The organism is Streptomyces galbus (assembly GCF_005280195.1).
Classification (GTDB): domain Bacteria; phylum Actinomycetota; class Actinomycetes; order Streptomycetales; family Streptomycetaceae; genus Streptomyces; species Streptomyces galbus.
Map to the genome: position 1 here is coordinate 528,341 of NZ_SZPR01000008.1, position 24,593 is coordinate 552,933.

25 protein-coding genes are annotated in these 24,593 nt (G+C 74.1%); 11 read left to right on the forward strand and 14 right to left on the reverse strand.

Annotation, left to right across the window (positions count from 1 at the left end; genetic code table 11):
• Position 1 precedes the first annotated feature (1 nt).
• Together E4U92_RS06795 and E4U92_RS06800 are read right to left on the reverse strand one after the other, a co-directional pair.
• Positions 2 to 658 carry a ScbR family autoregulator-binding transcription factor gene (locus tag E4U92_RS06795; RefSeq protein WP_137299329.1) on the reverse strand — a complete coding sequence of 219 codons (657 nt, stop codon included), beginning with the start codon at positions 656 to 658 and terminating at the stop codon, positions 2 to 4.
• Between the two features lie 67 nt (positions 659 to 725).
• Positions 726 to 1,628: a ScbA/BarX family gamma-butyrolactone biosynthesis protein gene (locus E4U92_RS06800; protein WP_137299330.1), complete on the reverse strand. Its 903-nt coding sequence runs from the start codon at positions 1,626 to 1,628 to the stop codon at positions 726 to 728.
• 180 nt (positions 1,629 to 1,808) lie between these two features.
• Between E4U92_RS06800 and E4U92_RS06805 the strand changes: the two genes are divergently transcribed.
• Both E4U92_RS06805 and E4U92_RS06810 read left to right on the forward strand, forming a co-directional pair.
• A complete protein-coding gene (locus E4U92_RS06805) occupies positions 1,809 to 2,477 on the forward strand; it encodes a ScbR family autoregulator-binding transcription factor (protein WP_137299331.1) in 669 nt (222 codons plus the stop codon).
• A gap of 90 nt (positions 2,478 to 2,567) precedes the next feature.
• Positions 2,568 to 3,539 (forward strand): lytic polysaccharide monooxygenase, encoded by a 972-nt coding sequence (locus E4U92_RS06810; protein ID WP_137299332.1) that lies wholly within the window; start codon positions 2,568 to 2,570, stop codon positions 3,537 to 3,539.
• Between the two features lie 56 nt (positions 3,540 to 3,595).
• Here the strand turns inward: E4U92_RS06810 and E4U92_RS06815 are convergent, their stop codons facing one another.
• Positions 3,596 to 4,240, reverse strand: a complete 645-nt coding sequence (locus E4U92_RS06815; protein WP_137299333.1) for a Tat pathway signal sequence domain protein — start codon at positions 4,238 to 4,240, stop codon at positions 3,596 to 3,598.
• A 728-nt stretch (positions 4,241 to 4,968) separates the two neighbouring features.
• Here E4U92_RS06815 and E4U92_RS06820 point away from each other — a divergent pair.
• Together E4U92_RS06820 and E4U92_RS06825 are read left to right on the forward strand one after the other, a co-directional pair.
• Positions 4,969 to 5,631, forward strand: coding sequence for a DUF6230 family protein (locus E4U92_RS06820; RefSeq protein ID WP_137299520.1), 663 nt, complete (start codon positions 4,969 to 4,971; stop codon positions 5,629 to 5,631).
• The gene (locus E4U92_RS06825) at positions 5,631 to 6,071 is read left to right on the forward strand and encodes a DUF6114 domain-containing protein (RefSeq protein ID WP_174863719.1); all 441 of its coding nucleotides are present in this window, start codon (positions 5,631 to 5,633) and stop codon (positions 6,069 to 6,071) included. Before E4U92_RS06820 ends, E4U92_RS06825 begins: the two co-directional genes overlap by 1 nt.
• Before the next feature lie 32 nt (positions 6,072 to 6,103).
• Here the strand turns inward: E4U92_RS06825 and E4U92_RS06830 are convergent, their stop codons facing one another.
• From E4U92_RS06830 to E4U92_RS06840, 3 genes are all read right to left on the reverse strand, one after another.
• Positions 6,104 to 6,520 (reverse strand): ankyrin repeat domain-containing protein, encoded by a 417-nt coding sequence (locus E4U92_RS06830; RefSeq protein WP_137299335.1) that lies wholly within the window; start codon positions 6,518 to 6,520, stop codon positions 6,104 to 6,106.
• 73 nt (positions 6,521 to 6,593) lie between these two features.
• Entirely contained in the window at positions 6,594 to 8,114 is a 1,521-nt protein-coding gene (locus E4U92_RS06835; RefSeq protein ID WP_137299336.1) for an aromatic amino acid lyase, read from the reverse strand.
• Positions 8,115 to 8,135: 21 nt separating this feature from the next.
• Positions 8,136 to 9,092, reverse strand: a complete 957-nt coding sequence (locus E4U92_RS06840; RefSeq protein WP_137299337.1) for an ABC transporter substrate-binding protein — start codon at positions 9,090 to 9,092, stop codon at positions 8,136 to 8,138.
• Between the two features lie 400 nt (positions 9,093 to 9,492).
• On the opposite strand from E4U92_RS06840, the gene E4U92_RS06845 reads away from it, so the two are divergent.
• Genes E4U92_RS06845 through E4U92_RS06860 form a run of 4 tightly spaced genes read left to right on the forward strand, consistent with a single transcriptional unit; the run spans position 9,493 to position 13,756 of the window.
• On the forward strand, positions 9,493 to 12,189 hold the full coding sequence (locus E4U92_RS06845; RefSeq protein WP_137299338.1) for an ATP-binding protein: 2,697 nt from the start codon (positions 9,493 to 9,495) through the stop codon (positions 12,187 to 12,189).
• Positions 12,186 to 12,686, forward strand: a complete 501-nt coding sequence (locus E4U92_RS06850) for a roadblock/LC7 domain-containing protein (protein ID WP_067229434.1) — start codon at positions 12,186 to 12,188, stop codon at positions 12,684 to 12,686. Before E4U92_RS06845 ends, E4U92_RS06850 begins: the two co-directional genes overlap by 4 nt.
• A 40-nt stretch (positions 12,687 to 12,726) precedes the next feature.
• On the forward strand, positions 12,727 to 13,167 hold the full coding sequence (locus E4U92_RS06855; protein WP_137299339.1) for a DUF742 domain-containing protein: 441 nt from the start codon (positions 12,727 to 12,729) through the stop codon (positions 13,165 to 13,167).
• Entirely contained in the window at positions 13,154 to 13,756 is a 603-nt protein-coding gene (locus E4U92_RS06860; protein ID WP_137299340.1) for a GTP-binding protein, read from the forward strand. Before E4U92_RS06855 ends, E4U92_RS06860 begins: the two co-directional genes overlap by 14 nt.
• Before the next feature lie 83 nt (positions 13,757 to 13,839).
• Here the strand turns inward: E4U92_RS06860 and E4U92_RS06865 are convergent, their stop codons facing one another.
• The 6 genes from E4U92_RS06865 to E4U92_RS06890 all read right to left on the reverse strand — a co-directional run bounded on the left by E4U92_RS06865 (position 13,840) and on the right by E4U92_RS06890 (position 19,081).
• On the reverse strand, positions 13,840 to 14,508 hold the full coding sequence (locus tag E4U92_RS06865; RefSeq protein WP_137299341.1) for an ABC transporter permease: 669 nt from the start codon (positions 14,506 to 14,508) through the stop codon (positions 13,840 to 13,842).
• Positions 14,505 to 15,212, reverse strand: a complete 708-nt coding sequence (locus E4U92_RS06870; protein WP_137299342.1) for an ABC transporter permease — start codon at positions 15,210 to 15,212, stop codon at positions 14,505 to 14,507. The genes E4U92_RS06865 and E4U92_RS06870 overlap by 4 nt, the downstream gene beginning before the upstream one ends.
• Positions 15,209 to 16,381, reverse strand: a complete 1,173-nt coding sequence (locus E4U92_RS06875; RefSeq protein ID WP_168725060.1) for an ABC transporter ATP-binding protein — start codon at positions 16,379 to 16,381, stop codon at positions 15,209 to 15,211. The genes E4U92_RS06870 and E4U92_RS06875 overlap by 4 nt, the downstream gene beginning before the upstream one ends.
• 177 nt (positions 16,382 to 16,558) lie before the next feature.
• A complete protein-coding gene (locus tag E4U92_RS06880) occupies positions 16,559 to 17,281 on the reverse strand; it encodes an FAD:protein FMN transferase (protein ID WP_137299343.1) in 723 nt (240 codons plus the stop codon).
• Position 17,282: 1 nt separating this feature from the next.
• Positions 17,283 to 17,696: an FMN-binding protein gene (locus E4U92_RS06885; protein WP_137299344.1), complete on the reverse strand. Its 414-nt coding sequence runs from the start codon at positions 17,694 to 17,696 to the stop codon at positions 17,283 to 17,285.
• 44 nt (positions 17,697 to 17,740) lie between these two features.
• Complete coding sequence (locus E4U92_RS06890; protein WP_137299345.1) at positions 17,741 to 19,081, reverse strand: ferredoxin reductase family protein; 1,341 nt, start codon at positions 19,079 to 19,081, stop codon at positions 17,741 to 17,743.
• Positions 19,082 to 19,263: 182 nt separating this feature from the next.
• Between E4U92_RS06890 and E4U92_RS06895 the strand changes: the two genes are divergently transcribed.
• The 3 genes from E4U92_RS06895 to E4U92_RS06905 all read left to right on the forward strand — a co-directional run bounded on the left by E4U92_RS06895 (position 19,264) and on the right by E4U92_RS06905 (position 22,733).
• Positions 19,264 to 19,953 carry a response regulator transcription factor gene (locus tag E4U92_RS06895; protein WP_137299346.1) on the forward strand — a complete coding sequence of 230 codons (690 nt, stop codon included), beginning with the start codon at positions 19,264 to 19,266 and terminating at the stop codon, positions 19,951 to 19,953.
• Entirely contained in the window at positions 19,950 to 21,389 is a 1,440-nt protein-coding gene (locus E4U92_RS06900) for a sensor histidine kinase (RefSeq protein ID WP_137299347.1), read from the forward strand. Before E4U92_RS06895 ends, E4U92_RS06900 begins: the two co-directional genes overlap by 4 nt.
• Positions 21,390 to 21,656: 267 nt before the next feature.
• Complete coding sequence (locus E4U92_RS06905) at positions 21,657 to 22,733, forward strand: lysylphosphatidylglycerol synthase transmembrane domain-containing protein (RefSeq protein ID WP_174863722.1); 1,077 nt, start codon at positions 21,657 to 21,659, stop codon at positions 22,731 to 22,733.
• A gap of 30 nt (positions 22,734 to 22,763) precedes the next feature.
• Here E4U92_RS06905 and msrB read toward each other — a convergent pair whose 3' ends face one another.
• Both msrB and murC read right to left on the reverse strand, forming a co-directional pair.
• Positions 22,764 to 23,171, reverse strand: coding sequence for a peptide-methionine (R)-S-oxide reductase MsrB (msrB, locus tag E4U92_RS06910; RefSeq protein ID WP_137299348.1), 408 nt, complete (start codon positions 23,169 to 23,171; stop codon positions 22,764 to 22,766).
• A gap of 13 nt (positions 23,172 to 23,184) precedes the next feature.
• Positions 23,185 to 24,576: a UDP-N-acetylmuramate--L-alanine ligase gene (murC, locus tag E4U92_RS06915; protein WP_137299349.1), complete on the reverse strand. Its 1,392-nt coding sequence runs from the start codon at positions 24,574 to 24,576 to the stop codon at positions 23,185 to 23,187.
• Positions 24,577 to 24,593 lie beyond the last annotated feature (17 nt).

Genomic DNA, 24,593 nt, shown 5'->3' on the forward strand with positions numbered 1-24,593 from the left:
CTCAGACCGCGCACACTGCCATGACCTCCCGCTCCAGCCGCGTCGCCAGGGACAGGTAGCGCGGCCGGCGCGGCACCGGTACCAGGCCGCGGATGAGGACGTACCACATCTCGGCCATCCGCCGGGGCAGTCGCGTCGGCGGCTCGTGGGTGCGGGTGACGACCCGGGTGCCGACGAACGAGCAGACCAGGGAGTGGGCCACGGCGTCGACGTCGATGTCCGGGTGCACGTCCGCCTCGCGGACCGCGCCCGCCAGGCCCCGCGAGATCAGCTCCAGCCACTCGGCGAACGGGTGCCGCAGCGGCGGGCGCACCGCGACCTCCCCGGTGGCCAGGCGCAGCCCGGCGCGGGCCACGGGGCCCTCCACGGACAGCCGCGTGATGCCGAACGTCAGCCGCATCAGCGACTCCAGCGACGAGTAGCCCCGGTCGTCGATCTCGCAGGCGACCCGGCGGGAGGCCTGCGACTGCAGCTCCATGATCGCGTGGGCCAGGTCCTCCTTGGCCGCGAAGTGGAAGTACAGGGCGCCCTTGGTGACTCGGGCGTGCTCGACGATGTCGCTGAGGCTGGTCGACTCGTAGCCGTGACGGTCGAACAGGTCGGCCGCGGCCGTGATGATCGTCGTGCGCGTCTGTTCGGCGCGTAACTGCCTCGCCATCCGGTGCTCTCCTGGGCCGCAAAGAACGGGTCATGCCGTTTGTTTCCTACCCCCTGTCCACCATAACTCACCTCGCTTCGGTGCCCACGCGGCAGGTGAAGACAGCCGACTCGGCCTGTGTCCCGGTCACTTGGACGACGCCCGTGCCGTCGTCCCGCGCCTCGATCCAGAGCGGTTCGTCCAGCTCGGCGTACCGGTGGAAGGACGCCTCGTACTCCGAGGGGGCCCGCGTGCCGCCCGTGGTGAGGAACGCGGCCTGGCGGGCCGCCTCCAGCAGGAGCATCCCCGGGGCGTGGTCCAGCGGGTGATCGAAGAAAACGGGATGTGCGGTATGAACTCGGAGCTGCCAGCGGTCGGTTGCGCCGGTCGCGGCGAGGACCACGTCCGAGGGCAGGGCACGCGCCACCGCGGCCGGTGCGACGCCCGGCGGCACGGGCAGGGCGGTGACCGAGTCCGGGGTGCGGCCGCCGCGCAGCCGCCGGTAGACGGCCTCGGCGACACAGGTGAAGCTGACGTCGGCGGTCGCCACCACGGCACCCTCGCGCAGGACCCGTGCGGTGTAGCGGGCGCCGGCCGGGCGCCGGCCCCGGTACTGGACCTCGGTGAAGGCGAGTTCGAGCTCGGGTTCGGCCGGCAGCCGTCCGACGGCCAGTTCCTTCGGGTGGGTGAGGGTGTGGAACTCCTGCAGGACGAACTGGTGGCCCAGCGGCACCCCGTACTCGGCGTGCGCGATCAGCGTGCCGGCCTGCCGGACGGTCTCGACCACGAGCAGCGGGTCGTAGGCCGTCCAGTCCGGCGACACGTGTAACCCGTGAGCACGCGGCCACTGCGCCGCTACGGTGAAGTGGTCCGTGGAGTCCTTGCGCCAGCCGGTGGGAAGGGTCTCCGCGACGGCCGCGCGGTGGACGAGCTGGCGGGGAACCGTCGCGGTCAGGGACGGTGGGTCGGCGGGTTGCCGCGGTCGGGTCATCTCTCTCCCTACGGCCCCCCGCGGGTCACGGCCGACGGTGAGCCGTCCCTCCGTCGGGCGTTAGGGTACGAGGCGACCGGTTTGTTTTTCGACGAGATCAGTCGACGGCATCCTATGATCGGGCCGAAGCCGCGGGCGATCGCGGGGGCCCGGTCAACTCGGCGCCGTGAAGGGGCTCTTATGGCAAAACAAGAGCGCGCCATCAGGACGCGCAGGGCGATCCTGGAAGCGGCCGGCGCGGTCTTCGACGAGCACGGCTACGCATCGACCACCATCTCGATGGTCCTGGAGCGGGCCGACGTCACCAAGGGCGCCCTGTACTTCCACTTCCCCTCGAAGGAGTCGCTGGCGCAGGCCGTGGTGGAGTCGCAGGTCTCCTTCGGGGCCGTGCCGCCGCAGCCGTGCAAGCTGCAGGAAGTCATCGACATGACGTTCGTGGTGGGGCAGCAACTGCTGGGCAACGCGCTGTTGCGCGGCAGCGTGCGGCTGGCCGTGGACCAGGAGACGCCGGCCGGGGTCGACCACGGCGAGCCGTTCCGGCAGTGGGCCGACCGGCTCACCGAGCTGCTCCGGCTGGCGCAGGAGCGCGGCGAGCTGCTGCCGACGGTCAGGCCGCGCGACACGGTGGAGCTGCTGGTGGGGTGCTTCACCGGGGTGCAGCTCATGGCGCGGGCGCTCACGGGCCGCGCCGACCTCGCCGAACGGCTCGCGGTCATGTGGGCGCACATCCTGCCGAGCATCGCGGTACCGGGCCTGCTCCCGGGTCTGGACGCCCGCGCCGACCGGGGTGCCCGGGTGCTGGCGTCGGTGGAGGAGAAGCCGGAGAAGGAGGAGCGGGCGGCCTCCTAGGGGGTGTCGGCGACGGGCGCCGTGAACGCGCCGGGGGCCGCCGCCGTACTGCTGGGGTGACCGTTCCCGCGCCGGCCGAGGAGACGCCCGATGCCCCGGATGACCGCAGTCCGCCCGCTCGCCCTCCTGGCGGCCGCCGCCCTGGGTCCCGCCCTGCTCACCGTGGGCGCGGCGGGCCCGGCCCTGGCGCACGGCGCGCCCACCGATCCGGTCAGCCGGGTGTACGCCTGCTCGCCCGAGGGGGGTGCGGCGTCGCGGACGGCGGCGTGCCGGGCCGCGGTGGCGGCCAACGGGGGCCCCTTCACTGCGTGGGACGACCTGCGGGTGGCGGGCGTCGACGGCCGCGACCGGCAGGTGGTGCCCGACGGCGAGCTGTGCAGCGGGGGCCTGCCCGCGTACCGGGGGCTCGACCTGGCCCGCGGGGACTGGCCGGCGACGCGGCTCACGCCGGGCGGGACGCTGCGGATGACGTACGCGTCGACGATCCCGCACACCGGCACGTTCAGGCTGTACCTGACCGAGCCCGGTTACGATCCCGCGCAGCCGCTCACCTGGGACGACCTGCCCCGGCGCCCGTTCGCCGAGATCACCGACCCGGCGCTGCGCGACGGCGCCTACCACCTCACCGCGAAGCTGCCCGCCGACCGTACGGGCCGTCAGGTGCTGTACACCGTGTGGCAGAACAGCAGTACGCCCGACACCTACTACTCGTGCGCGGACGTGGTGTTCCCGCAGGCGCGGGCGGCGTCGCCCACGGCCGGGGCGGGTGCGCCGTCGGCGCGCGGCGACCGGAGCGGCGGGGGCGGCGCGCAGGCGAGCCCGTCGGTGAGCGCGCGGGCGGCGGACCGGCGGACGAGCGGACCCTCGGCCCAGGGCGCCACGGCGGCCTCCCCGGCGTCGGGCGCTCCCGCGGAGCGGTCGGCCGCCGGGAGCACACCGGTGGCCGCCGTCTCGCGGGAGGCCGGCGGCGGGCCCTCCGCCCCGCTGCTGGCCGGCGGCGCCGCGGCGGTGCTGGTGCTCACCGGCGGTGCCGCCCTGGCCGCCCGGCTGAGGCGGCGCTGAGCGCCCCCGGCCCGGAGGCCGGGGGCGTGAAGGGTGGAACGCGGTGCGCCGGCAGGTCAGTTGACGAAGACCTTGGCGCCGTTGTCGGTCACCGGGGCGTACTTCGCGGTGAAGTAGCCGTTGGCGAAGCACAGGGACGAGCCGGAGACCTTGGTGAACTGCTGGTTGGAGAAGGTGATGCTGTTGTCGGCGTTGCCGGCGGTGCCGGTCAGGCCGGGCACCCGGTAGACGCAGGTGACGGTGCCCAGCAGGGTGCGCAGCACGACCGTGGTCTGGATGGTCGAGCCGGAGGCGGCGGTCACGGTGACGGTGCCGTTGGAGGCCACGGTGGACTGGTAGGGCAGGTTGTTGACGGTGATGCTGTTCACGCCGAGCACGCCGGTGACGTTGCTGGTGCAGTTGCTGAAGGTGTGGGCGGTGACGGACTCGGTGGCCGTCCCGGGCGCGGCGGGGTTGGTGTTGATGGCCGCGGTGAACTGGGACGTGGCACAGACCACGCCGCTGGTGCCGGTGGCGCTGGAGTAGAGGGTGGCACTGGTGCCGGAGGCCAGCGGGGCCGTGACGACGTCACCCGCGGCGACGGCGGTGCCGCCGGCGCTCCCGGTCGTCAGGACGTTGCCGGCCGCGGAGGCCGGGGTGATGGCGGGGATCGAGAGCGCGGCGACCGTACCGGCGACGGCCAGGAAGGAGCGTGCACGCATGCGGGTGCCTCTTTCGTGTGAGGGTTGGGGAGAACGCTGAAACGCTGAGAACACCGAGAACGCCGAGAGCGCCGAACGGTGCGGACACGGACGTGGTCCGCGGCGCCGGCCGTTGCCGGCTCGTCACGCCTTCTCCGTACGCGACGGACCGGCAACGGCAGCCGGCCGGTGACCGTCCGGGGGCCACCTGGGGAGTCGCCCCCGGCCGGGCCGGGCGGAACGGGACGTACGGGCGCGGCCGCGGGGGAAAGCGGTCGCGGCCGTCGCCGTGGAAAGGGTGAAGTACGGACTCAGGGGCGAATCCGCCCGTGCTGAGGTGCGTCCGGGAAACGCGGCCGTCCTGCCGCGTGGGGGATCCGGCGCCACGGATCCGGGCCGGCCGGGGCGGTGCCCGCGGAGTCGGCCTGGGGCAGTTGTAGACCTGCCGTGGAACGGCGTCAAGCCTCAACGCACGTGTCGATCACGTGAGTTGACGGACTGACAGATATATGCGCGCGACCCGTTCCGGTGGGTGCCCCCCGGGGGACACGCCATGAACACCGTTTTTCCACATCTCCCTTGACCCCTCGGTGTAACCATCGGTAACTTCCGAAATGGCTACTGCCGCGTAACGAGAAAGCCCTTGCGAATCCGGGAGTTGTGAGGAGTCGCACGCGGCAGCCGGTGTCCGCGCCAGGACAACGCGCCACTGATGCCCAACCCGCATGACTATGCCCATGGGAGCAGACATGGCCTCGTCCTCGGACGTCACGTCGTCCGCCGACAGCACACCCGGGAACCCGGAAAGCGGTTCCGAAGAACGGCGCGGCCGGGTGCGGATGCGCCGGGCCGCCGTCATGGCGGTGCCCGCGACCCTGGTCGCCGCAGGACTCGCGGTCCTCACCGCCCAAGGCGCGCTGGGGGTGCAGTTCGCGATCTCCGGCATGCCCTTCACGGTCACCGCGACGGACCTGACCGGTACCGGCTTCGAGCAGTTCGGCTCGCTCGACAACATGGCCGAGGGCAGCCCCAACGCCGGTGACACGGGCGGGCAGGTGCTCGTGGTGACCTCCGCCATCAAGAACGCCACCCTCACCAAGCTGTGCCAGAGCGTCGACCTCGGCGGCACCAACCTGAAGATCCAGGCCGGCTCCGGTTCGCAGAAGGTGAAGGCGACCGACCTGACCACGGACTCCACCGAGCTGTCCGGCAACGCCTCCTTCGACAACATCGAGATCGGCAACGACGCCAGCACCCTGACCAAGGCCGGCGTGAAGGGGCCGATCGGCGTGTTCAGCCAGCAGGCCGACACGGTCCGCATCGCCAACCTGCGCCAGGTCAACTACGCGACCACGGCGGGCGTGTTCAAGCTGCCGGGCCTCAAACTGAGCTTCAGCAGCTCGGGGTGCTGATGACCACGGCCGACCGTCCGCGTCAGGGACTGCGGCCCGCCTTCCGGCACTGGCGGGCCCGGCGGCCGTTCTGGGGCGGGCTGCTGCTCGCCCTGGGCGGGGGCTGGATCCTGCTCACCGAGAAGGCGTCCCTGAAGGTCGTCCTGCACATCGGCATGCAGGGCCTGGCGGGTTACCTCCTGCCGGGCCTGATGCTGCTCCTGGGCCTGCTGATCCTCTTCAACCCGGCGCAGCGGCTGTTCTACTCGATCACCGGAGTGCTGCTCTCCCTGGGCACCTGGGTCACCTCGAACCTCGGCGGCTTCTTCGTCGGTCTGCTGCTCGGGGTGACGGGGAGCTGCCTCGCCTTCGGTTGGCTCCCCGACCAGGAGCCCCGCCGCGGCCGCCGGGCGCGCAGGCGGGCGAGGTCGGCGGACGGGGCGGACCTGACGAAGGTCTGACGCCTCTCCGACGGAGTTCTGACGAGGGCCGGTCAGCCCGCGCCCGCCGCGAGCAGCACCGCGACGGTCTCCGCGTGCGCGCCCTCGCGCGCCCACTCCAGCGGGGTGCGCCCCGTGCCCTCGTCCTCGCGGAGGGTGGGGTCGGCGCCGTGGGTGAGCAGGGTGCGGACCGTCTCGGTGTGGCCCCAGCAGGCGGCCGCGCACAGCGGTGTGCCGTCCGCGCCCGTGCCGCCGCTCTCCGCGTCCGGGGGCGCCCCGGCCCGCAGCAGTCGCCGGGCGGTGTCCGCGCTGCCCTGGACACAGGCGGTGTAGAGCGGGGTCACGCCGTCCGCGTCGGCGGCGCCCGGGTCGGCGCCGGCCCGCAGCAGCGCGTCGACGGCCCGGCCGTCCTCGCACAGCACGGCCGCGACGAGGCGTCGGGTGAGCTTCTTCTGCCGCCGTCGGTTCACGGGAGGTGAGCCCAGCCAGCGGGCGGGGCACACCCCCACCCGATTTCCCGAACGTCCGGGCAGCAGCCGCCCCTCACAACTCCGCCAGCGCGGGCAGCAGTTCGGTGGCCGTCGTCACGTCGCCCGTCAGGGGGCGGTCGTCCGTGCCCGCGGGAAGCGCGGCCGCCGCCAGGGTGAAGGCGGGTACCGGTGGTGGCACCGGGTGCAGCCGCAAGGCCCGTACGGCGGCGACCAGTTCGCAGGCCAGGACGGTGGCGTAGGCCCGGGTCGCGCGCAGGGTCTGGCGGGCGGCCTGGCCGGCGAAGCTGGCGGCCTCCTCCAGTCCCCGGGACAGGACGGCGTGCCCGGCGGAGGCGGGGTCGGCGCTCGCCCGCAGCTCCGCCAGCGCCGAGTGGGCGGCGTACTCCAGGATCATCGTGCCGGAGCTGCCGGCCGGACCGACGGCGAGGAACGGCGTCAGCCCGGTCAGCCCGGGATCGCCGAGCGCGGTCAGCCGGGCGGCGGAGAGCTGCGCGGTCTGCAGCAGCGCCAGGTCGAGCCCGTCGAGCGCGAGCGCGAGGGGCGCGGCGAAGAAGCCGCCGTGGTGGTAGGCGCCGGAGCCGTCGGGCGCCACCAGGGGGTTCTCGGTGGGGCAGTTGATCTCGACCTCGACCACCGTGCGCAGCCGGTCGGCGGCGTCCAGGGCGCAGCCGTGCGCCTGGGGGAAGGCCCGGAAGCCGAACGGGTCCTGGATGCGTCGGCCCGGGCCGGGCGGCCGGTCGGGCAGACCGAGCAACCGGCGCACCTCCGCGGCGGCACGCGCGGCGCCGGGGTAGGGGCGCAGGGCGTGCACGGGGGCGGCGTAGGCCTCGGGTGAGCCCGACACCGCGGCCAGGGACAGGGCGGCCACCGCGTGGGTGGCCCGCAGCAGGACGTCGAGGTCGTGCCAGGCGAGCGCGGCCTGGCCGAGGGCGAGGGCGTTGCTGCTGAGCAGGGCGAGCGCGTCGCCCGGCCGCAGGGTGACCGGGGCCGGCAGGCCGTCCGGGGGCAGGTCGGCCGGGTGCTCGCGCCGCGTGTCCAGCCAGGGGCGTTCACCGATCAGGGTGAGCCCGGTCTGGGCCAGGGCGGTGAGGTCGCCGGTGCCGACCCCGCCGTACTCGTTGACCGCCGGGTGGACGCCGAGGCGCAGGGCGTCGGTGAGGGCGTCGACGAACGCGGGCTGGATGCCGGAGCCGCCGGCCAGGAGCTGGTTGGCGCGTACCGCGAGCAGGGCGCGGACCTGCCGGGCGGGCAGCAGGTCGCCGGCGCCTCCCGCGTGGCTGCGCAGCAGGCGCAGGCCGTGGGCCGCCTCGTCGTCCGGCGCGACCGCCACCGAGCGCTGGGCGCCGACGCCGGTGCCGCGGCCGTAGAGGCGGCCGGTGGCGGCGAGCCGCTGGGCGGAGCGCCAGGAGCGTACGGCGCGGGCGCGGGCCCCGGGGGCCACGGCGGGCACGGCGGTGCCGTCGGCGAGCGCGACCAGGTCGCCGGCCGTGAGGGTGGTTCCGTCCAGGACGACCCGGGTGCCCCCGCCGTCGTGCGGGGGCACCCGGGTCGGTCCGTTCGCCGTGGTGTCCACGTGGGCTGCGCGCGGGGTGCGTCAGTCCAGGCCGGCCGTCTTCAGCCACGCCTTGGCGACGTCCAGCGGGTCCTTGTTCTCGAGCTGCACCTGGGAGTCCAGGTCGAGCAGGGTCTTGGTGTCGAGCTTGGCGGAGACCGCGTTGAGCGCGGTGACGCCCTCCTGGGACAGACCGCTCTTGTAGACCAGCGGGGTCACGTTGGCGAAGCCGAAGAGGTTCTTCGGGTCCTGCAGGACGACGAACTTCTCCTTGGTGATGGTCGGGTCCGTGGTGAAGACGTCCGCGGCCTGCACGGTGTTCTTCTTCAGCGCGGCCTGGGTGAGCGGGCCGCCGGCGTCGAGTGCCTTGAACGACTTGAACTTCAGGCCGTACACGGAGTCCAGGCCCAGCATGCCCTGCTGCCGGGTCTGGAACTCGGGCGAGCCGCCGAGGACCAGCTCGGGCGCGGCGTCCTTGAGGTCGGCCAGCGTCGAGGAGGAGGTCAGGTTGTACTTCTTGGCGGTCTGGGCGTTGACCGTGACGGAGTCCTTGTCCTCGGCGGGCGAGGACTCCAGCAGCGTCAGCTTGGCGTCGAGCTTCGCCTTGACGGCCGCGTTCACGCCCTGCAGCGAGGTCTGTTCGGCCTTGGCGTCGAGGTAGGCGAGCAGCGAGCCGTTGTACTCCGGCAGGACGGTGATGGAACCGTTCTTGAGCAGGCCGTAGGTGGTCTCGCGGCTGCCGATGTTCGGCTTGTAGGAGACCTTGATGCCCTTGGCCTTCAGGGCCTCGCCGTAGATGTCCGCGAGGAGGATGCTCTCGGCGAAGTTGTTGGAGCCGACGACGACCGAGCTGCCGTCCGCCTTGCCTCCGTCGAGCGGGTCGTCCGAGTCGTCGGAGGAGCCGCATCCGGCCAGCAGGACCGTGGCCGCGGCGAGCGCGACGGCCGCCGCGCCGGGACGTCTGCGGAGGAACCTGCTGCTGTGGGCGTTGGAAGTCACGTGTCCGTTTCCGAGCTCTCGGGTGCGATGGGGGGTGATGAAACGCGCAGGTCTCGATCCAATCCAGCCGCTTCTCGGTCAGTCAAGGGAAACCGTGTTAACGATTCACTTCGTCTTCGACCGGTGGACGGTGCCCCCGGCCCGGGTGGTGCTTCGTAATTGATTCTTGACGTCGGCCCTGTGCGAGCGTGTTCGAAGAGGCGATAGTCTCCCGGCAGTTGGCGTCGGTCACAGCGGTGTGCGGGGGCCGCTCCGGTGTCGTCACGCACCGTCCGTGTACAGGCGTGGCGCGTGCTGCCGTGGGATGCCGACCGCAGGGCAGGCACATCGATCAGCAGTCCATCACAACCGGTCACGAGCGTGCGCCGCGCGCGGTGCCGCACCCCACGAAGGAGGCCCGGTGTCCACGAACGAGGTGGACGCGCCAGCCCGGTCGGACGCCCCTTCCGTTCGCCGGGGCCTGCGGAGCTTCGCCGACCGGTGGCCCTTCCAGCGCAAGCTCAACGTGCTCGTCGGGGTGCCGCTCGCGGTGATCGCGGTGCTGCTGGCGTACCTGATCGCCGACCTGGTGCAGGAGTCGACCCGCGCCGAGGACGCCTCCCGGCTGGTGCGCGACAGCGCGCAGGTCGCCCGGCTGGTCTCCCTGGTGGAGGCCGAGCACCAGCAGGCCATCCTGCTGTCGGTGCGCCACGAGGCGTCGTTCGACGGCGGCACCCCCTCCTCCGAGCCCTACCGCGTGGCGCAGGCGAGCGTGGACAGCCAGGTGCGCACGGTGCGCGACACCTTCGGCGACCGGCTGCCCGGCACCGAGGCGCAGGCGCTGCGCGGCATCGAGGGCCTGGCCGGTCTGCGGGACACCATCGAGCAGGGCTACCTGCCCGCCGACAACATCGACCCCGCCTACGACGGCGCGGCCCAGGCCCTCATCGACGGCCTGGGCCTGGACCGCAACTCCGCGCTGGCCACCACCTTCACCGGCAACCTGCTCGACTCGCTGCTGCGCGCCGACGCCGCGCACGGCGCCTTCGAGACCGGCGTGTTCTCGGCGCGCACCGGGGACACCAACGCGCTGATCGAGTTCACCGGCGCGGTCGGCGCCCACGAGCTGTACGCCTACCAGGCCGAGCGGTTCGCCCGGTTCGCCGGCGAGGAGCAGGCCGACCGGCTCGGCGGCATCGAGCACAACGCCGCGCAGGCCGTCATCGACCGGCACTACGCCGAACTGGCCGTCGACCCCAGCTCCCTGCAGGCCGAGTCCGACCGGCAGATCCGCACGGCGCTGCGCGACGCCCTCGCCTCCTACGGCGACTACCAGCAGCAGGCCGAGAACCGGCTGGAGGTGACCGGCTCGCTCATCGACCGGATCGCCGACCGCGCCGAGCAGTCGGCCGACGACGCCGAGTGGCGCGCCGCGCTGCTGCTGACCCTGGCGCTGCTGGGCTTCGCGGTGTGGATCGCGTTCTCGGCGCTGGTGCGGCGCTCGGTGGTCCGGCCCGTGCTGGCCCTCACCGGCGCCGCCCAGGAGGTCGCCGACGTCGCCGGCCGCGAACTCGCGCGGGTCGCCGACGACGACGCCGAGGAGAGCGGGCCGCCCCGGCTGCGCGAGCTGCCGGTCACCGCGGACGACGAGATCGGTGAACTCGCCGAGGCCTTCAACAACGTGCAGACCACCGCGGCCGCGCTGCTGGAGCGCCAGGTGCTCAGCCGGCGCAACGTCGCGGAGATGTTCGGCAACGTCGGCCGCCGCGTCAGCAACCTGACGACGCGTCAGCTCGCGCTGATCGACGCGGTGGAGCGCGGCGAGACCGACCCGGCGCTGCTCGAACGGCTCTACTCCATCGACCACATCGCGGTCCGCCTGCGCCGCAACGCCGACAGCCTGATGCTGCTGGCCGGCATCCGCGAGACGGTCCTGGACGCCGGCCCGACCGCGCTCACCAATGTGGTGCGCGCCGCGCTCGGCCAGATCGAGGGCTACCAGCGGGTCCAGCTCCACGCCGGGACCGAGGTCATGGTCGAGCCCGACATCATCGGCGACCTGACGCTGATGGTGGCCGAACTCCTGGAGAACGCGGTGTCGTTCTCGCCCGCCGGCAGCCCCGTGGAGGTGACGGTCGGCTCCGGCCGGGAGGGCGCGTACATCAGCGTCGCCGACCACGGCCTCGGCATGAGCGCCGAGCGCCTCGCCGAGGAGAACGCCCGCCTGGTGCGCCGCGAGCGCCTCGACGTCGTGCCGACCAAGGTGCTCGGCCTGTTCGTGGTGGGCGCGCTGGCCCGCCGCTGGAACATCGATGTCACCCTCACCCGCACCCCGGGCGGCGGCGTGACCGCGGAGGTGGCGATCCCCTCGTCGCTGCTGCTGACGCTGAGCACGACGGTCAGCCCGGCCGTCCCGGCGACGGCGACGGCGGGCGTGGCCGGGAAGGCGGAGCCGGCGGTGGCGCCCACGGTCACCGCCCCGGCAGCGGCGCCCGCCGCACCCACGGTCTCGCCCGCACCGACCGCGGCGCCCACCGGCCCCACCCCCTCCGCCCCGGCCCCCGAGAGCGCGGGCCCGCTCCCCCGCCGTGCGCCCCGCAGGGAGCCCGCGGCGGCCGAGGGCGGCGCCCCGCTCATCCCGCGGGCCCGTGCCGAGCAGCCGCTGCCGTCGGGTGACGGCCCCCGCCCGCTGCGGCGCCGGGTGCGCGGGGCGACCCTGCGGACGACGGCCGAGGCGGCCGCCCAGCAGGCCGCGCTGCGCGCCCCGGGCCCGGCCGACGCGCAGGCCGTGCGGGACGCGCTGGAGGAGTTCGAGGCGGCCGTGGAGCGCGCCCACCGCGACACCGGCGAGATCCCCCTGGACGCCGTACGGAGCGCGGCGACCGCCTCCGACGAGGCCCGGGGCACCCCCGGCACGGACCGCCCCGCCCCGGACGCGGGCACCCCGGCCGCGCACCCGGCGGACCCCGCGGACGCGGACCCCGCCGGCTCCCACCCCGACACCCCCGCGGCGGACGACGACGACCGCCCGGCCGGGGACCGTCCCGCCCCCGACCGACCCCCGACCCACGACCGGAACCCCGGGCACCAGCACCTTCCGGAAGGAGCCGAGCAGTGAGCACGTCGACAGGTGACACCCCGACGGGCGACGCCACGCCGACCGACCTGCGGGCCGCCGCAGCCGACTTCACCTGGCTGCTCAACCGCTTCGCCACCGAGACGGCGGGTGTCGTGGACGCCATCGCCGTCTCCTCCGACGGCCTGTTGATCGCCGTGTCGGAGCTGCGTGAGCACGCCGACTCCGAACGGCTGGCCGCGATCGTCTCCGGCATCACCAGCCTCGCGGCCGGCGCCTCCGGCAACTACGGCCTGGGCGGCCTCAACAAGGTCATCATCGACCTGGAGGGCGGCCACGTCCTGGTCTCCGCGATCGGCAGCGGTGCCGTGCTCGGCGTGGTCACCGACAAGGAGGCCAAGCTCGGCAACATCGCCTACGAGATGACGGTCTTCGCCAACCGCGCGGGCGCCGCGCTCAGCCCGCAGCTGGTGCTGGAGCTGAAGAACACCGTCGACGCGGGCAGGAGCCGCAGCAGGCCCCGCGGCAGACTGCGCTGAGCGGCCACCGGCTCCCCTATCAGAAGGAAGAGGACCACCGATGGCGGAAGGCCGCACACCGCGCGGCGCCGGCGGGGACGGCGCCACCCCGGTGGGCCCCGTCCCCGCCGTACGGCCCTTCCTGGTCACCGCCGGCCGGGTGGCGGGCGCCGGCCGGGCCACGACCGGCCGGGCGATGCCCGTGGAGACCCAGGTGGTGGCCACCGTCGCCGGCCTCGAGGCGCTCGGCCGGCTCTCCTTCGAGCAGCACGACATCGTCGCCGCCTGCCGGGTCCCGCAGTCCCTCGCGGAGATCGCGTCCCGGCTGCGGCTGCACCTGAACGTGGTGCGGGTCCTCGCCGAGGACCTGCGCGTCGAGGGGCACTTGACGGTGCACGTGCCCGACTCGGGCGTCACGCACGACGCCTCCGTCCTGCGCAGGGTTATCGACGGCCTGCGGGCCGTCCCCGACTCCCGAGGGGTACTCCGTGAGACCGACTGACCCGATCACCGCCGGGGCCCCGGCCGCTCAGGCGTCCGTACGGCCGCCGCTGCCGGTGAAACTGGTCGTCGCGGGCGGCTTCGGCGTGGGCAAGACCACCGCCGTCGGCTCCATTTCCGAGATCGAGCCGCTGACCACCGAGGCGGCCATCACCGAGGTGGCGGCCGGCGTCGACGACCTCTCCCACACGCCGAGCAAGACGACGACCACGGTGGCGATGGACTTCGGGTGCCTCACCATCGACCCGACGCTGAAGCTGTACCTGTTCGGCACACCCGGGCAGGAACGGTTCGGCTTCATGTGGGACGACATCGTCGAGGGGGCGGTCGGCGGGCTGGTCATCGTCGACACCCGGCGGCTGGACGACTGCTACGCGGCCGTCGACTACTTCGAGCACAAGCAGATCCCGTTCGCCGTCGCGGTCAACGCCTTCGACGGGAAGGTGGAGCACGACCTGGACGAGGTCCGCTGGGCGCTCGACGTCGCGGACGGGGTCCCGCTGCTGGTCTTCGACGCACGCGAACGCGGCTCGGTGCGCGACGCGTTGCTGGTCGTCCTGGAGCAGGCCCTGCACCGCGCCGAGAACTGACGGTACGTCAGTAGACGTCCGGGCGCCACGAGTACGGTCCGGCCGCCCACGGGCAGCCGGACCGTTCGTGTCCGTGCGGGCCCCTACGCCCGCTGCCGCACCCCGCGCGAGACCGCGAAGCGGCCGAGCGCCCAGAAGACGGCCAGCGTGACCAGGGCGAGCCCGGCGACCAGGGTGGCGCCGCCCACGACCTTCTCGTAGTCGCGCTGGTAGAGGCCGTCGACGATGTAGCGGCCGAGGCCGCCGAGGCTGACGTAGGCGGCGATGGTGGCCGTGGAGACGATCTGGATGGCGCCCGAGCGCAGGCCGCCGAGGATCAGCGGGAGCGCCGCGGGCAGTTCCACCTGGAAGAGCACCCCGGCCTCGCTCATGCCCATGCCGCGGGCCGCGTCGACCGGCGAGGGGTCCACGGAGCGCATCGCCTCGTAGGTGGTGACCAGGATCGGCGGGACGGCGAGGACGACCAGCGGGGTCATCACGTTCACCATGCCGAAGCCGACCAGCAGGGTCATCAGCACCAGCAGGCCGAAGGTGGGCAGCGCCCGTCCGGCGACGGCGATCATGGCGAGCACGTTGCCGCCGCGCCCGTAGTGACCGGTGACCAGGCCGACCGGGAGAGCGATGAGGGCGGCGATGGCGAGCGCCTGGAGGGTGTAGCCGACGTGTTCCCCGACCCGGGTGGGGATGCCGTTGTAGCCGTGCCAGTGGGCGCCGTCGCCGAAGAAGGCGTTGATGAAGTGCAGCAGGTTCACCGGACTGCGTCCTCCAGGGCTGCGGTGGCCGGGTCGGGCACGTCCGCCGCCGGCCTGCGGCGTCCCGCGCGCGGCATCCACGGGGTGAGCAGCAGGCGTACGGCGACCAGCAGGGCGTCGGCGAGGATCGCCAGGACGGCCATGCTGAGCACGGCGTTCACCGCCAGCTCGGGCCGGTTGTAGATGTTGGCGTCGTTGATGAGGTTGCCGAGCGCGCCCTGGTTGCCGATGAGCGCGCCGACGGAGACGAGGCTGATGCTGGACACGGTCGCCACCCGCAGCCCGGCGATGACGGCCGGCACCGCGATCGGCAACTGGACCTGGAAGTAGCGCCGGACGGGCCCGAAGCCCATGGCGGTGGCGGCGGCGAGCGTCTCCGGCGGAACCGAGCGCACGCCGTCGACGATCGCGGGGACCAGTACGACCAGGCTGTAGACGGTGAGCGGGATCATCACCGTGAGCTCGGTCTGGCCGGTGTAGTCGATGAGCAGCACGAAGAACGCCAGCGACGGGATCGCGTAGAGCACGGTCGTCACCCACAGCACCGGCGGGTACAGCCAGCGCAGGCGCACGCAGAGCTGGGCCAGCGGCAGCGAGACCACCAGACCGGCGAGCACGGGCAGCAGAGCCTCGCGCAGGTGCAGCCCGACCAGGCCGAGCCAGCTGTGCTGGAGGTCGCTGGGGATGTCGAAGAAGCCGCTCATCCGGCGACCTTCGCGTCCGCGGGACCGCCCTTGGCGAGGCTGTGGGGCGCGGGGGCGTCGGTGGGGACGGCCGCGTGGGCCCCGCGGATGGCCTCGGCGATGGTCTGCTGGGAGACCACTCCGGTGGCCCGGCCGTCGGCGCCGACGGCGACCGCCCAGCCGGTGGGCGACAGCACGGCGCAGTCGAGCGCGGCGCGCAGCGAGTCGGTGCCGGGCACGAACGGCCGCCCGTGGGACAGCAGTCGGCCGGGGTCGATGCTCCCGGCGGTCAGCTCGTGCGGCTCGCTCCAGCCCAGCGGCCTGCCGTCGAGGTCGGTGACCAGGAGGTAGGGGGCCTCGCCCGTGGCCCGGGCGGCGATCTGCTCGGCGGTGGCGTCGACGGCCACGATCGGCGTGGTGAGCAGCGCCAGGCCGGTGGCCGGGAAGAAGGAGAGCCGGCGGATGCCGCGGTCGGCGCCGAGGAAGTCCTCCACGAACGCGTCCGCGGGCGCCGACAGCAGCTCGGCGGGCGGGGCGTACTGGGCGAGCCGGCCGCCGGTGCGCAGGACCGCCACCATGGTGCCGAGCTTGACGGCCTCGTCGATGTCGTGCGTGACGAACACGATGGTCTTGCCCAGCTCGGCCTGGATGCGCAGGAGTTCGTCCTGGAGTCCCTTGCGGACCACCGGGTCGACGGCGGAGAACGGCTCGTCCATCAGCAGCACGGGCGGGTCGGCGGCGAGGGCGCGGGCCACGCCGACGCGCTGCTGCTGGCCGCCGGAGAGCTGGTAGGGGTAGCGCTTGGCGAGGGCGGCGTCGAGACCGACCCGCTCCATCAGCTCCCGGGCCCGGCCGCGCGCCCGGTCCTTGCCCCAGCCGAGCAGGCGGGGCACGGTGGCGATGTTGTCGAGGATGGTGCGGTGCTGGAAGAGCCCGGCGTTCTGGATGACGTAACCCATCGAGCGGCGCAGGGTGTTGACCGGCTGCTGCAGGATGTCCTGGCCGTCGAGGAGGATCGTGCCCTCGGTCGGCTCGACCATCCGGTTGATCATCCGCAGGGTGGTCGTCTTGCCGCATCCGGAGGGGCCGACGAGGACGGTGATGGACCGGTCGGGTATCTCCAGGGAGAGCCGGTCGACCGCGACCGTGCCGTCCGGATACCGCTTGGTGACTGAATCTATCCGTATCAAAACGCCGAACACCCTTCGGGTCTGGCACAGAGGTGCCCGCTTGCGCCGTGTGCGGACGGGCCGTTGCGGGGAGAGTCTAGACCGCGTGTGCGACGAGATCCGGACGCCTGGACGGCCGGTGCGGGACGTCTCACCGGCCGGACCGTCGCGGTGAGACGGGCACCGGCACCGGGTGCTTCAGGCCGCCACCGGCACCCCGGGCGTGTGCAGCACCCGGCCGCCGGGCAGGACCGCGAACACCTCGCACCCCTCCCGCGCGGCCGCCCACGCGACGCCCTCCTCGCCCAGCGCGAAGGCCGCCGTGGCGACCGCGTCCGCCTCGGTGAGCGTCGGCGCGACGACGGTGAGGCTGTCCAGGCCGGTCGCGGGCAGCCCGGTGCGCCCGTCGAGGATGTGGTCGCCGCGTTCGTAGCGCGCGGAGGTCGCCACGCCCCCGTGGCTCACCTCCAGCACGGCGCACAGCCGGTCGGCGTGCCCGGGGTGCCGTACGCCCACCCGCCACGGCCCGCCGGCGACGGCCACGTCCCCGCCGGCGTTGAGGCAGAACCGGCGCAGTCCGGCGCCGGTCAGCAGGTCGGCGGCCCGCTGCACCGACCAGCCCTTGACCACGGCGCACGGGTCGAGGCCCCGGCCGGGCAGCCGTACGTCGAAGGCACCGCCGGTGGCGCGGCGCAACTCCTCGCTCAGGGCGAGCACGTGGGCCAGGTCCGCGCTCAGGGCGCCGGCCGGCAGCTCGCCCCGCCCGTACCGGGACACCTCGCTGTCCTCGCGGAACGGGCTGAACCGCCGGTCGACCTCGCGCAGCCACGCGAAGACGGCGTCCGCCGGGCCGTCCGGGACGTCCGGGTCGTCGATGCGCAGGGACACCGGGAAGCCCATGACGTGCTCGACGCGGCGCACGTCAGAGGCCCCGTGCGTCGAGGGCGGCCTGCAGCGACTCCTTGTAGCCGTCGCTGGTGACCGTCGCCCCGGACACCGTGTCGATGGCGGCGCTCTGGGCCCGGAGGGTCTCCGCGACGAGCTTCGGGACGGCGTTCGCCGTCTGCGGGTGGTCCGGTGCCCGGAGCATCGTGACGGCGGTGATCCGGTCGCCCTCGAAGGTGACCTGCACCTGCACGTCGCCCTTCTCGGTGGGCACGGTGGAGCCCGTGACGACGGTCGACCCGGCGGCCCCCGGGGAGGCGGCGGCCGAGGGGGTGCCGGTCGGGGCCGCCTCGGCGGTGCCGCCCGACGCGGTGCCCGTCGACGGCTCGTACCGCCACAGGGGCACCAGCGCGGCGGCGGACAGGACCAGGACGGGAAGTGCTCGCTTCACGGTGTCTCCTTCGCTTTCCGGTGGTACGTCGGTCCCGGGCCCGGTCAGCCCGCCAGGCTGAAGCGCTCGAAGTGGATCTGCCGCCCGGGCACGCCCAGTTCGCGCAGGGTGGCGAGGACGGCCCGCATCATCGGCGGCGGCCCGCACAGGAAGACGTCGCGCTCGGCGATGTCCGGCACCAGGCCCGACAGGTCGCGCGCGGACAGCCGGTCGGGCACCGGGGGCCCGGTGACCAGGTGCACGTCGGCGCCCTTCTCGCGGGCCAGCTCGCGCAGTTCGGCGTGGAGCACGGCGTCGCGCTCGGCGGTGACCCGGTGGACGACCACGGCGTGGCCGTGCAGTTCCTCCAGCAGCGCGCGGACCGGGGTGACGCCGACGCCGCCCGCGATGAGCACGGCGTCGGGCCGGGTGCGGTGCAGGGCGGTGAAGGCGCCGTAGGGGCCCTCGGCGAACACCCGGGTGCCGGGCCTCAGATGACGCAGCGCGGCCGAGCCGTCGCCCGCGGCCTTGACGGTCAGGCGCAGCCGGGTGCCGTCGGGGGCGGCCGACAGGGAGAACGGGTTGGCCTGCCACCAGCGGTCGCGGGTGAGGAACCGCCACAGGAAGAACTGGCCGGCCCGCGCGGGCAGCCGGTCCAGGTCGCGGCCGGTGACGTACACGGAGACCACGTCGTCCGACTCGGGGACGACCGCCTCGACGCGCAGCCGGTGGCGCAGGTTGCGCCACAGCGGCAGCCCGAGGCGGCCGAACAGGACCGCGCCGAGGGCCGCGCCCCACACGGTGTACCAGTAGGCCGTCGCGGCGGACGACGCGGTGAACGTGGTGCCGAGGGCGATCTGGTGGGTGAAGGCCAGGACGACGGCGACGTAGGCGTAGAGGTGGATGAAGTGCCAGGTCTCGTAGGCGAGCCGGCGGCGGGCCCAGCGGGCGGAGACGGCGCCGAGGACCAGGACGAGCCCGAGCGCGACGACGGCCCGCAGCACGCCCTCGGCGGTCTCGGCGAGGTCCACGAGCTGGCCCACCGGGTCGGTCGAGCCGGCCAGGCCGGCGTAGCCGCAGGTGATGAACACGACGTGGCCGACCAGGGTCCACAGCAGCCCGAAACCGGTCCACCGGTGCCACCGGGTCAGCCGGTCCATGCCGATGCGGCGGTCGAGCCAGGGCAGCCGGGCCACCAGCAGCAGCTGGAAGGCCATGAGCAGGGCGCCGTACAGGCCGGCGAACCGGCCGAGGACGACGAGCGCGCCGGAGCCGAGGCCGGCGTCGGCGGCGAAGAAGGTGACGGCGGCGACGTTCGCGGCGAGCAGCGCGTACAGGCCGGCGCGGGCCACGACGCGGGGACGGACGGCCGTGGCGGGCGTGGGGGGTGACTGGACGGTCGTCACGGACGGAAACTCCTTGATCGCGAACCCTGCGACGGGAATCCCTTGATCGGGTCCTCGGAACACAGAGCCTGGCCGACCGTCGCTGTCGATTTCCTGTCGTACAACTTTCAAGAGCATATCGATCCGGTCCCGGGGCCGGGCGGGGGGCCGACCGGGGCACCGGGGTGGCGCAGTATGAGCGGGTGGAGAAGGTACGACTGCTCGTGGTGGACGACGACCCGCCGATCGCCGACCTGGTGGCGACGGTCGCCCGGTACGAGGGCTGGGAGGCGGCCACGGCGCACTCGGGCGAGGAGGCGCTGAGCCGCGCCGCCGCGTTCCGCCCGGACATCGTGGTGCTCGACCTGATGCTGCCCGACCTGGACGGTTTCGGGGTGCTGGACCGGCTGCGCCGTTCCGGGACGATGGTGCCGGTGGTGTTCCTGACCGCGCGGGACGGTGTGGCCGACCGGGTGGCGGGGCTGACCCGGGGCGGGGACGACTACCTGGTGAAGCCGTTCGCGGTGGAGGAGCTGATGGCCCGGCTGCGCACGGTGCTGCGCCGGGCCGCGGGCCCCGGCTTCCCGCGGTCGGTGCTGCGGGTGGCGGACCTGACGATGGACGAGGACACCCGCGAGGTCCGCCGCGGCGACGCCCTGCTGACGCTCACCCCGACCGAGTACGAGGTGCTGCGCTACCTGATGCGCAGGTCGCCGGCCGTGCTCACCAAGGCGCAGATCCTCGACCACGTCTGGGAGTACGGCTTCGGCGGCCGGTCCAACGTGGTGGAGCTGGTCGTCAGCCGGCTGCGCCGCAAGCTGGACGCGACGGGCGCGCCGCTGATCCACACGGTGCGCGGCTTCGGGTACGTGGTGCGGCAGGCCCCGCGGTGATCTCCCGGCTGCGGCGGGCGTACCGGGGCCTGCGGCTCGGCACCCGGCTGGCGCTCGGCCTCGGGGCGCTGTCGCTGGTGGTGTTCGCGGTGGTCGGCACGGCCCTGACGACGTCCATGCGCGGCTACCTCTCCACGCAGCTCGACGACCAGCTCCGGCTCGCCCAGCTCGGGCAGTCCAAGAGCATCGCGGAGCACGGCACGCTCCAGGGCAAGAAGTACTACCGCTGGTACTACGCCGTCTACGACGTGGGCGCGGCCGGGACGCCCGCGCTGCGCACGCCGGAGGAGCCCACCGACCTGCCCGAAGACGTGACGGCGCTCACCGCGCTGGCCCGGGCGCAGACCGCCGCCGGCACGGAGGTGCTGCGCACCGCCGACCTCGCCGGGAGCGGGGCGTACCGGTTGCGCGCCTGCGAGGTGGAGCCCGGGGTGGTGCTGGTCAGCGCCGCGCCGATGGACGGCCTCCAGGACACCGTGCGCCGGCTGGTCACCGTCCAGGTCGTCGCCTTCGGGCTCGCGCTGCTGGCCCTGGTGGTGTGCGGCCGGGCGCTGCTGCGCCGGGGCCTGAAACCGCTCAGCGACATGGCGCACACCGCGCACGACATCGCCTCGCACGACCTCACCGAGTCCGAGGCGCGGCTGCCGCTGCGCGCGGACCGGCCGGGCGGCGCCCCGGAGGTGGAGGAGCTGCGCACCGCGTTCACCACCATGCTGGAGCACATCGACGACTCCCTGGCGGTGCGCGCGGAGGCGGAGCAGCGGCTGCGCCGGTTCGTCGCGGACGCCTCGCACGAACTGCGCACGCCGCTGATGTCGGTGCGCGGCTACGCCGACCTCTTCCAGTACGCGGCGGCCAACGAGCCCGCCGAACGCGAACGCCACCTGGCCCGGCTGCGCGCCGAGGCCGCCCGGATGGGCGTCCTGCTGGACGACCTGCTGCTGCTCGCCCGGCTGGACGCGGCGGAGGTGGAGACCCCGCTGCGCCCGCAGGAGGCGGACCTGGTCGAGCTGGTGGGGCAGGCGGCGGACGCGTTCCGCGCGGGCCACCCGGGCCGTGCGCTGACCGTGGCGCCGGGCCCGGCGGCCCTGCCCCTGCGGATCGACCCGCAGCGCGTGCGCCAAGTCCTGGACAATCTGCTGACCAACGCGGCCGTGCACACCCCGCCGGGCACTGCGGTGTCGGTGGCGGTGTCCGTCGCCGACGGCCGGGCGCTGGTCCGGGTGGCCGACCGGGGGCCCGGCATACCGCCCGGCGACCGGTCCCGGGTCTTCGACCGCTTCTACCGCGTCGACAAGGCCCGCAGCCGTGACCGGGGCGGCAGCGGCCTGGGCCTGTCCGTGGCCCGCTCCCTGGCCGAGGCGCACGGCGGCAGCCTCGCCCTCGCCGACGAACCGGGCGCGACGGCCTTCGTCCTCGCCCTGCCGCTGCGCTGACCCCCGGCGCCCGGGCTCACGGGCGCCGGGCGCCCGCGGGATGACCACCCCTCGCGCGGGGCAGAACTCCCCCGACGTCCTCCGCCTCCGACAGCACCGCCGTCGCCCCTCCGCCCGCAGTGCGTGGGTTCCCGGACACCGCACCGTCACGCCGGAGGGGAACGCCTCCCCCGTTCCCTCCCCGCAGAGGGCCCCCGAGGCCCCGCCGATCCGCCGCCCCGGCCGGCCCGCCCGGCACGGTCGTGGCGCGAAAGGACGACGTGCGCCGTGTCCCTGCTGCCGCTCGACGACCCCACCGCCCCGCCGCCCGCCGCCTCGCCGGCCCTCGCCGCCGCGGGCCCGCCCTCCGCGCTTGCCGTCCCGCCGCTGCCCGGTCTGCCCCTGCGCCGCCCGGGACCGCTGCCCCCGTCGGCCGCCCGGCACGCCCGCCACGCGATGACCCTGCTGCCGCTGCTGCTCCTCGGCGTCTGGGCGGCGGTCGACCGGCAGGCCGTGCACGACGGGGTCACCCGCCTCGCCGGCGCCGATCCGTGGTGGCTGCTGGCCGGGGCGGGCTTCACGTTCCTCGGCTGTGTGGTCGCCGCCTGCATCCGGCAGGGCGCCGTGCCCGAGCGCCTGCCGCCGGGCCTGCTGGTCGCCTCGCAGTTCGCCGCGGGCGCCGCCAACCACGTCCTGCCGGCGAGCATCGGGGCGCACGCGGTGACGCTGCGGTTCCTGCAGAAGCAGGGGGTCCCGCTGCCCCGCGCGAGCGCGTCGCTGGCCCTGTACTCGCTGGTCCGGGCACTCGCGAAGACGCCGGTGGTGCTGGTCTTCCTGCTGGCGGCGCCGAGCGCGGTGCGCCCCGAGGCGCTGCTGCCCGACGGGCGGACGCTGCTCGTGGCGGTGGCGGGCGTGCTGCTGGCCCCGGCGGCGGCCACGCTGGTCCTCGCGGCGGTGCGGCCGCTGCGCGGCCCGGCGCTGGACTGCCTGCGCACGGCCCTGACGGGGGTGCGCGAACTGCACACCCGCCCGAGCCGGTTCCTGCCGCTGTGGGGCGGGGCGGTCGCGGCGCCGCTGGTCCAGGCGAGCGTGGTGGCCTCGGTCGGCACCGCGCTGGACCTGCCGCTGTCCTGGCCGCAGCTGGTGTTCGCGTACCTGGCCGCGACCACCGCGGCGGGCGCGGTCCCGGCGCCGGGCGGCATCGGCCCGGTCGACGCGGCCCTGGTGCTGACCCTGGCCGGCTACGGCACGCCGCTGTCGCTGGCCACGGCCACGGTCCTCGGCTACCGCGTCCTGACGGTCTGGCTGTTCCTGGTGCCGGGGATGCTGGTCATGTCGGCGATGGTGCAGCGGGAGGCGCTGTGACGGACGCCGTGCGCCTCCCGGTGCGCCGGCTCAGCCCTCGGCGGGGGTCAGCCGCAGCGAGATGCTGTTGATGCAGTACCGCTGGTCCGTGGGCGTGGGGTAGCCCTCGCCCTCGAAGACGTGCCCGAGGTGCGAACCGCACCGCGCGCAGCGGACCTCGGTGCGGACCATGCCGTGGGAGCGGTCCTCGATCAGCTCCACGGCGTCGGTGTCCTTGGGGTCGTAGAAGGACGGCCAGCCGCAGTGCGACTCGAACTTGGTCTCGGAGGTGAACAGTTCGGCACCGCAGGCGCGACAGGAGTAGACGCCGCGGGTCTTGGTGTCGGTGTACTCACCGGTGAAGGCGGGCTCCGTCGCCGCCTGCCGGAGCACCGCGTACTCGGCCGGTTCCAGCTCCGCGCGCCACTGCTCGTCCGGCTTCTCGACGTCGTACGACATGAGTCTCAGCCCCTCACTTCGACAGCTGTTCCAGGATGCGCGGGCCGAGGTCGGTGACGTCGCCCGCGCCCATGGTGAGAACGAGATCACCGGGCTTGGCCATTCCCGCGATCACCGCGGGCGCCCCGGCCTTGTCGTGGACGGCCGTGACGTCCGCGCCGGCCTTCCGGGCGGCGTCGATGATGAGGTCGCTGGTGACACCGGGGACCGGGTCCTCGCGCGCGGGGTAGATGTCGAGGACCACGGAGGCGTCCGCCAGGGCGAGGGACTGCCCCATCTCCGTGGCGAGCTCCTGGGTGCGGGAGAACAGGTGGGGCTGGAAGAGGACCAGGATGCGGGCGTCCGCGGCCGCGGCGCGCATCGCCTCCAGGTCGGCCGTCATCTCGGTGGGGTGGTGGGCGTAGGAGTCGACGACCTGCACCCCGGCCGCCTCGCCCTTGAGCTGGAGCCGGCGCTTGACGCCCGTGTAGGCGGCCAGTGCGGGCGCCAGGTCCGCCGCGGGCACGCCGAGCGCGACGCCCGCGGTGAGGGCGGCGACCGCGTTGAGCGCGTAGTGGCGGCCGGGCACCGACACGGTGAAGACGGTCTCCCGGCCGTCCAGCACGACGGTGACCTCGCTCCTGAGGCCCTGCGCGACGATCGAGCTGACCCGCACGTCGGCGTCCTCGGCCTCGCCGTAGGTCACCACGGTGAGGCCTTCGCGCCGGACCCGGCGGGTCAGCTCGCGGGCGCCCGGGTGGTCGGCGCAGACCACCAGGGTGCCGCCGGGCACGATCTTGTCGGCGAAGGTCTCGAAGGACTCGTAGATCTCGTCCATCGAGGCGTAGTTGGCGTGGTGGTCGAGCTCCACGTTGAGGACGATCGCGACCTCGGGGCGGTAGGTGTGGAAGCTGCGGTCGGACTCGTCCGCCTCGGCGACGAAGATCTCGCCGTCGCCGTGCAGGGCGTTGGAGCCGGGGGCGTCCAGGTCGCCGCCGATCGCGTACGAGGGGTGCAGGCCCAGCTCGGACAGGGAGACGGCGAGCATCGAGGTGGTGGTGGTCTTGCCGTGGGTGCCGGCCACGGCGATGGCGCGGCGGCCCTCCATGAGGGCGGCGAGGGCGTCGGAGCGGTGCACCACGGGGATGCCCAGCTCGGCCGCGCGGACCAGCTCCGGGTTGTCCTGGCGGATGGCCGACGACACGACGACGCAGGTCGCGTCGTCGGCGAGGTGTCCGGCGGCGTGCCCGATGTGCACGGTGGCGCCGAAGGAGCGCAGGGCGTCCGCGGTGGCCGACTCCTTGGCGTCGCTGCCGGCCACCCGGGCCCCGCGCTGCGCCAGGATCTTGGCGATCCCGGACATCCCGGCCCCGCCGATGCCGATGAAGTGCGGTCGGTCGAAGGGGGAGGGGATGCCGGGGGCCATGCGTTCATCTCCAGGGG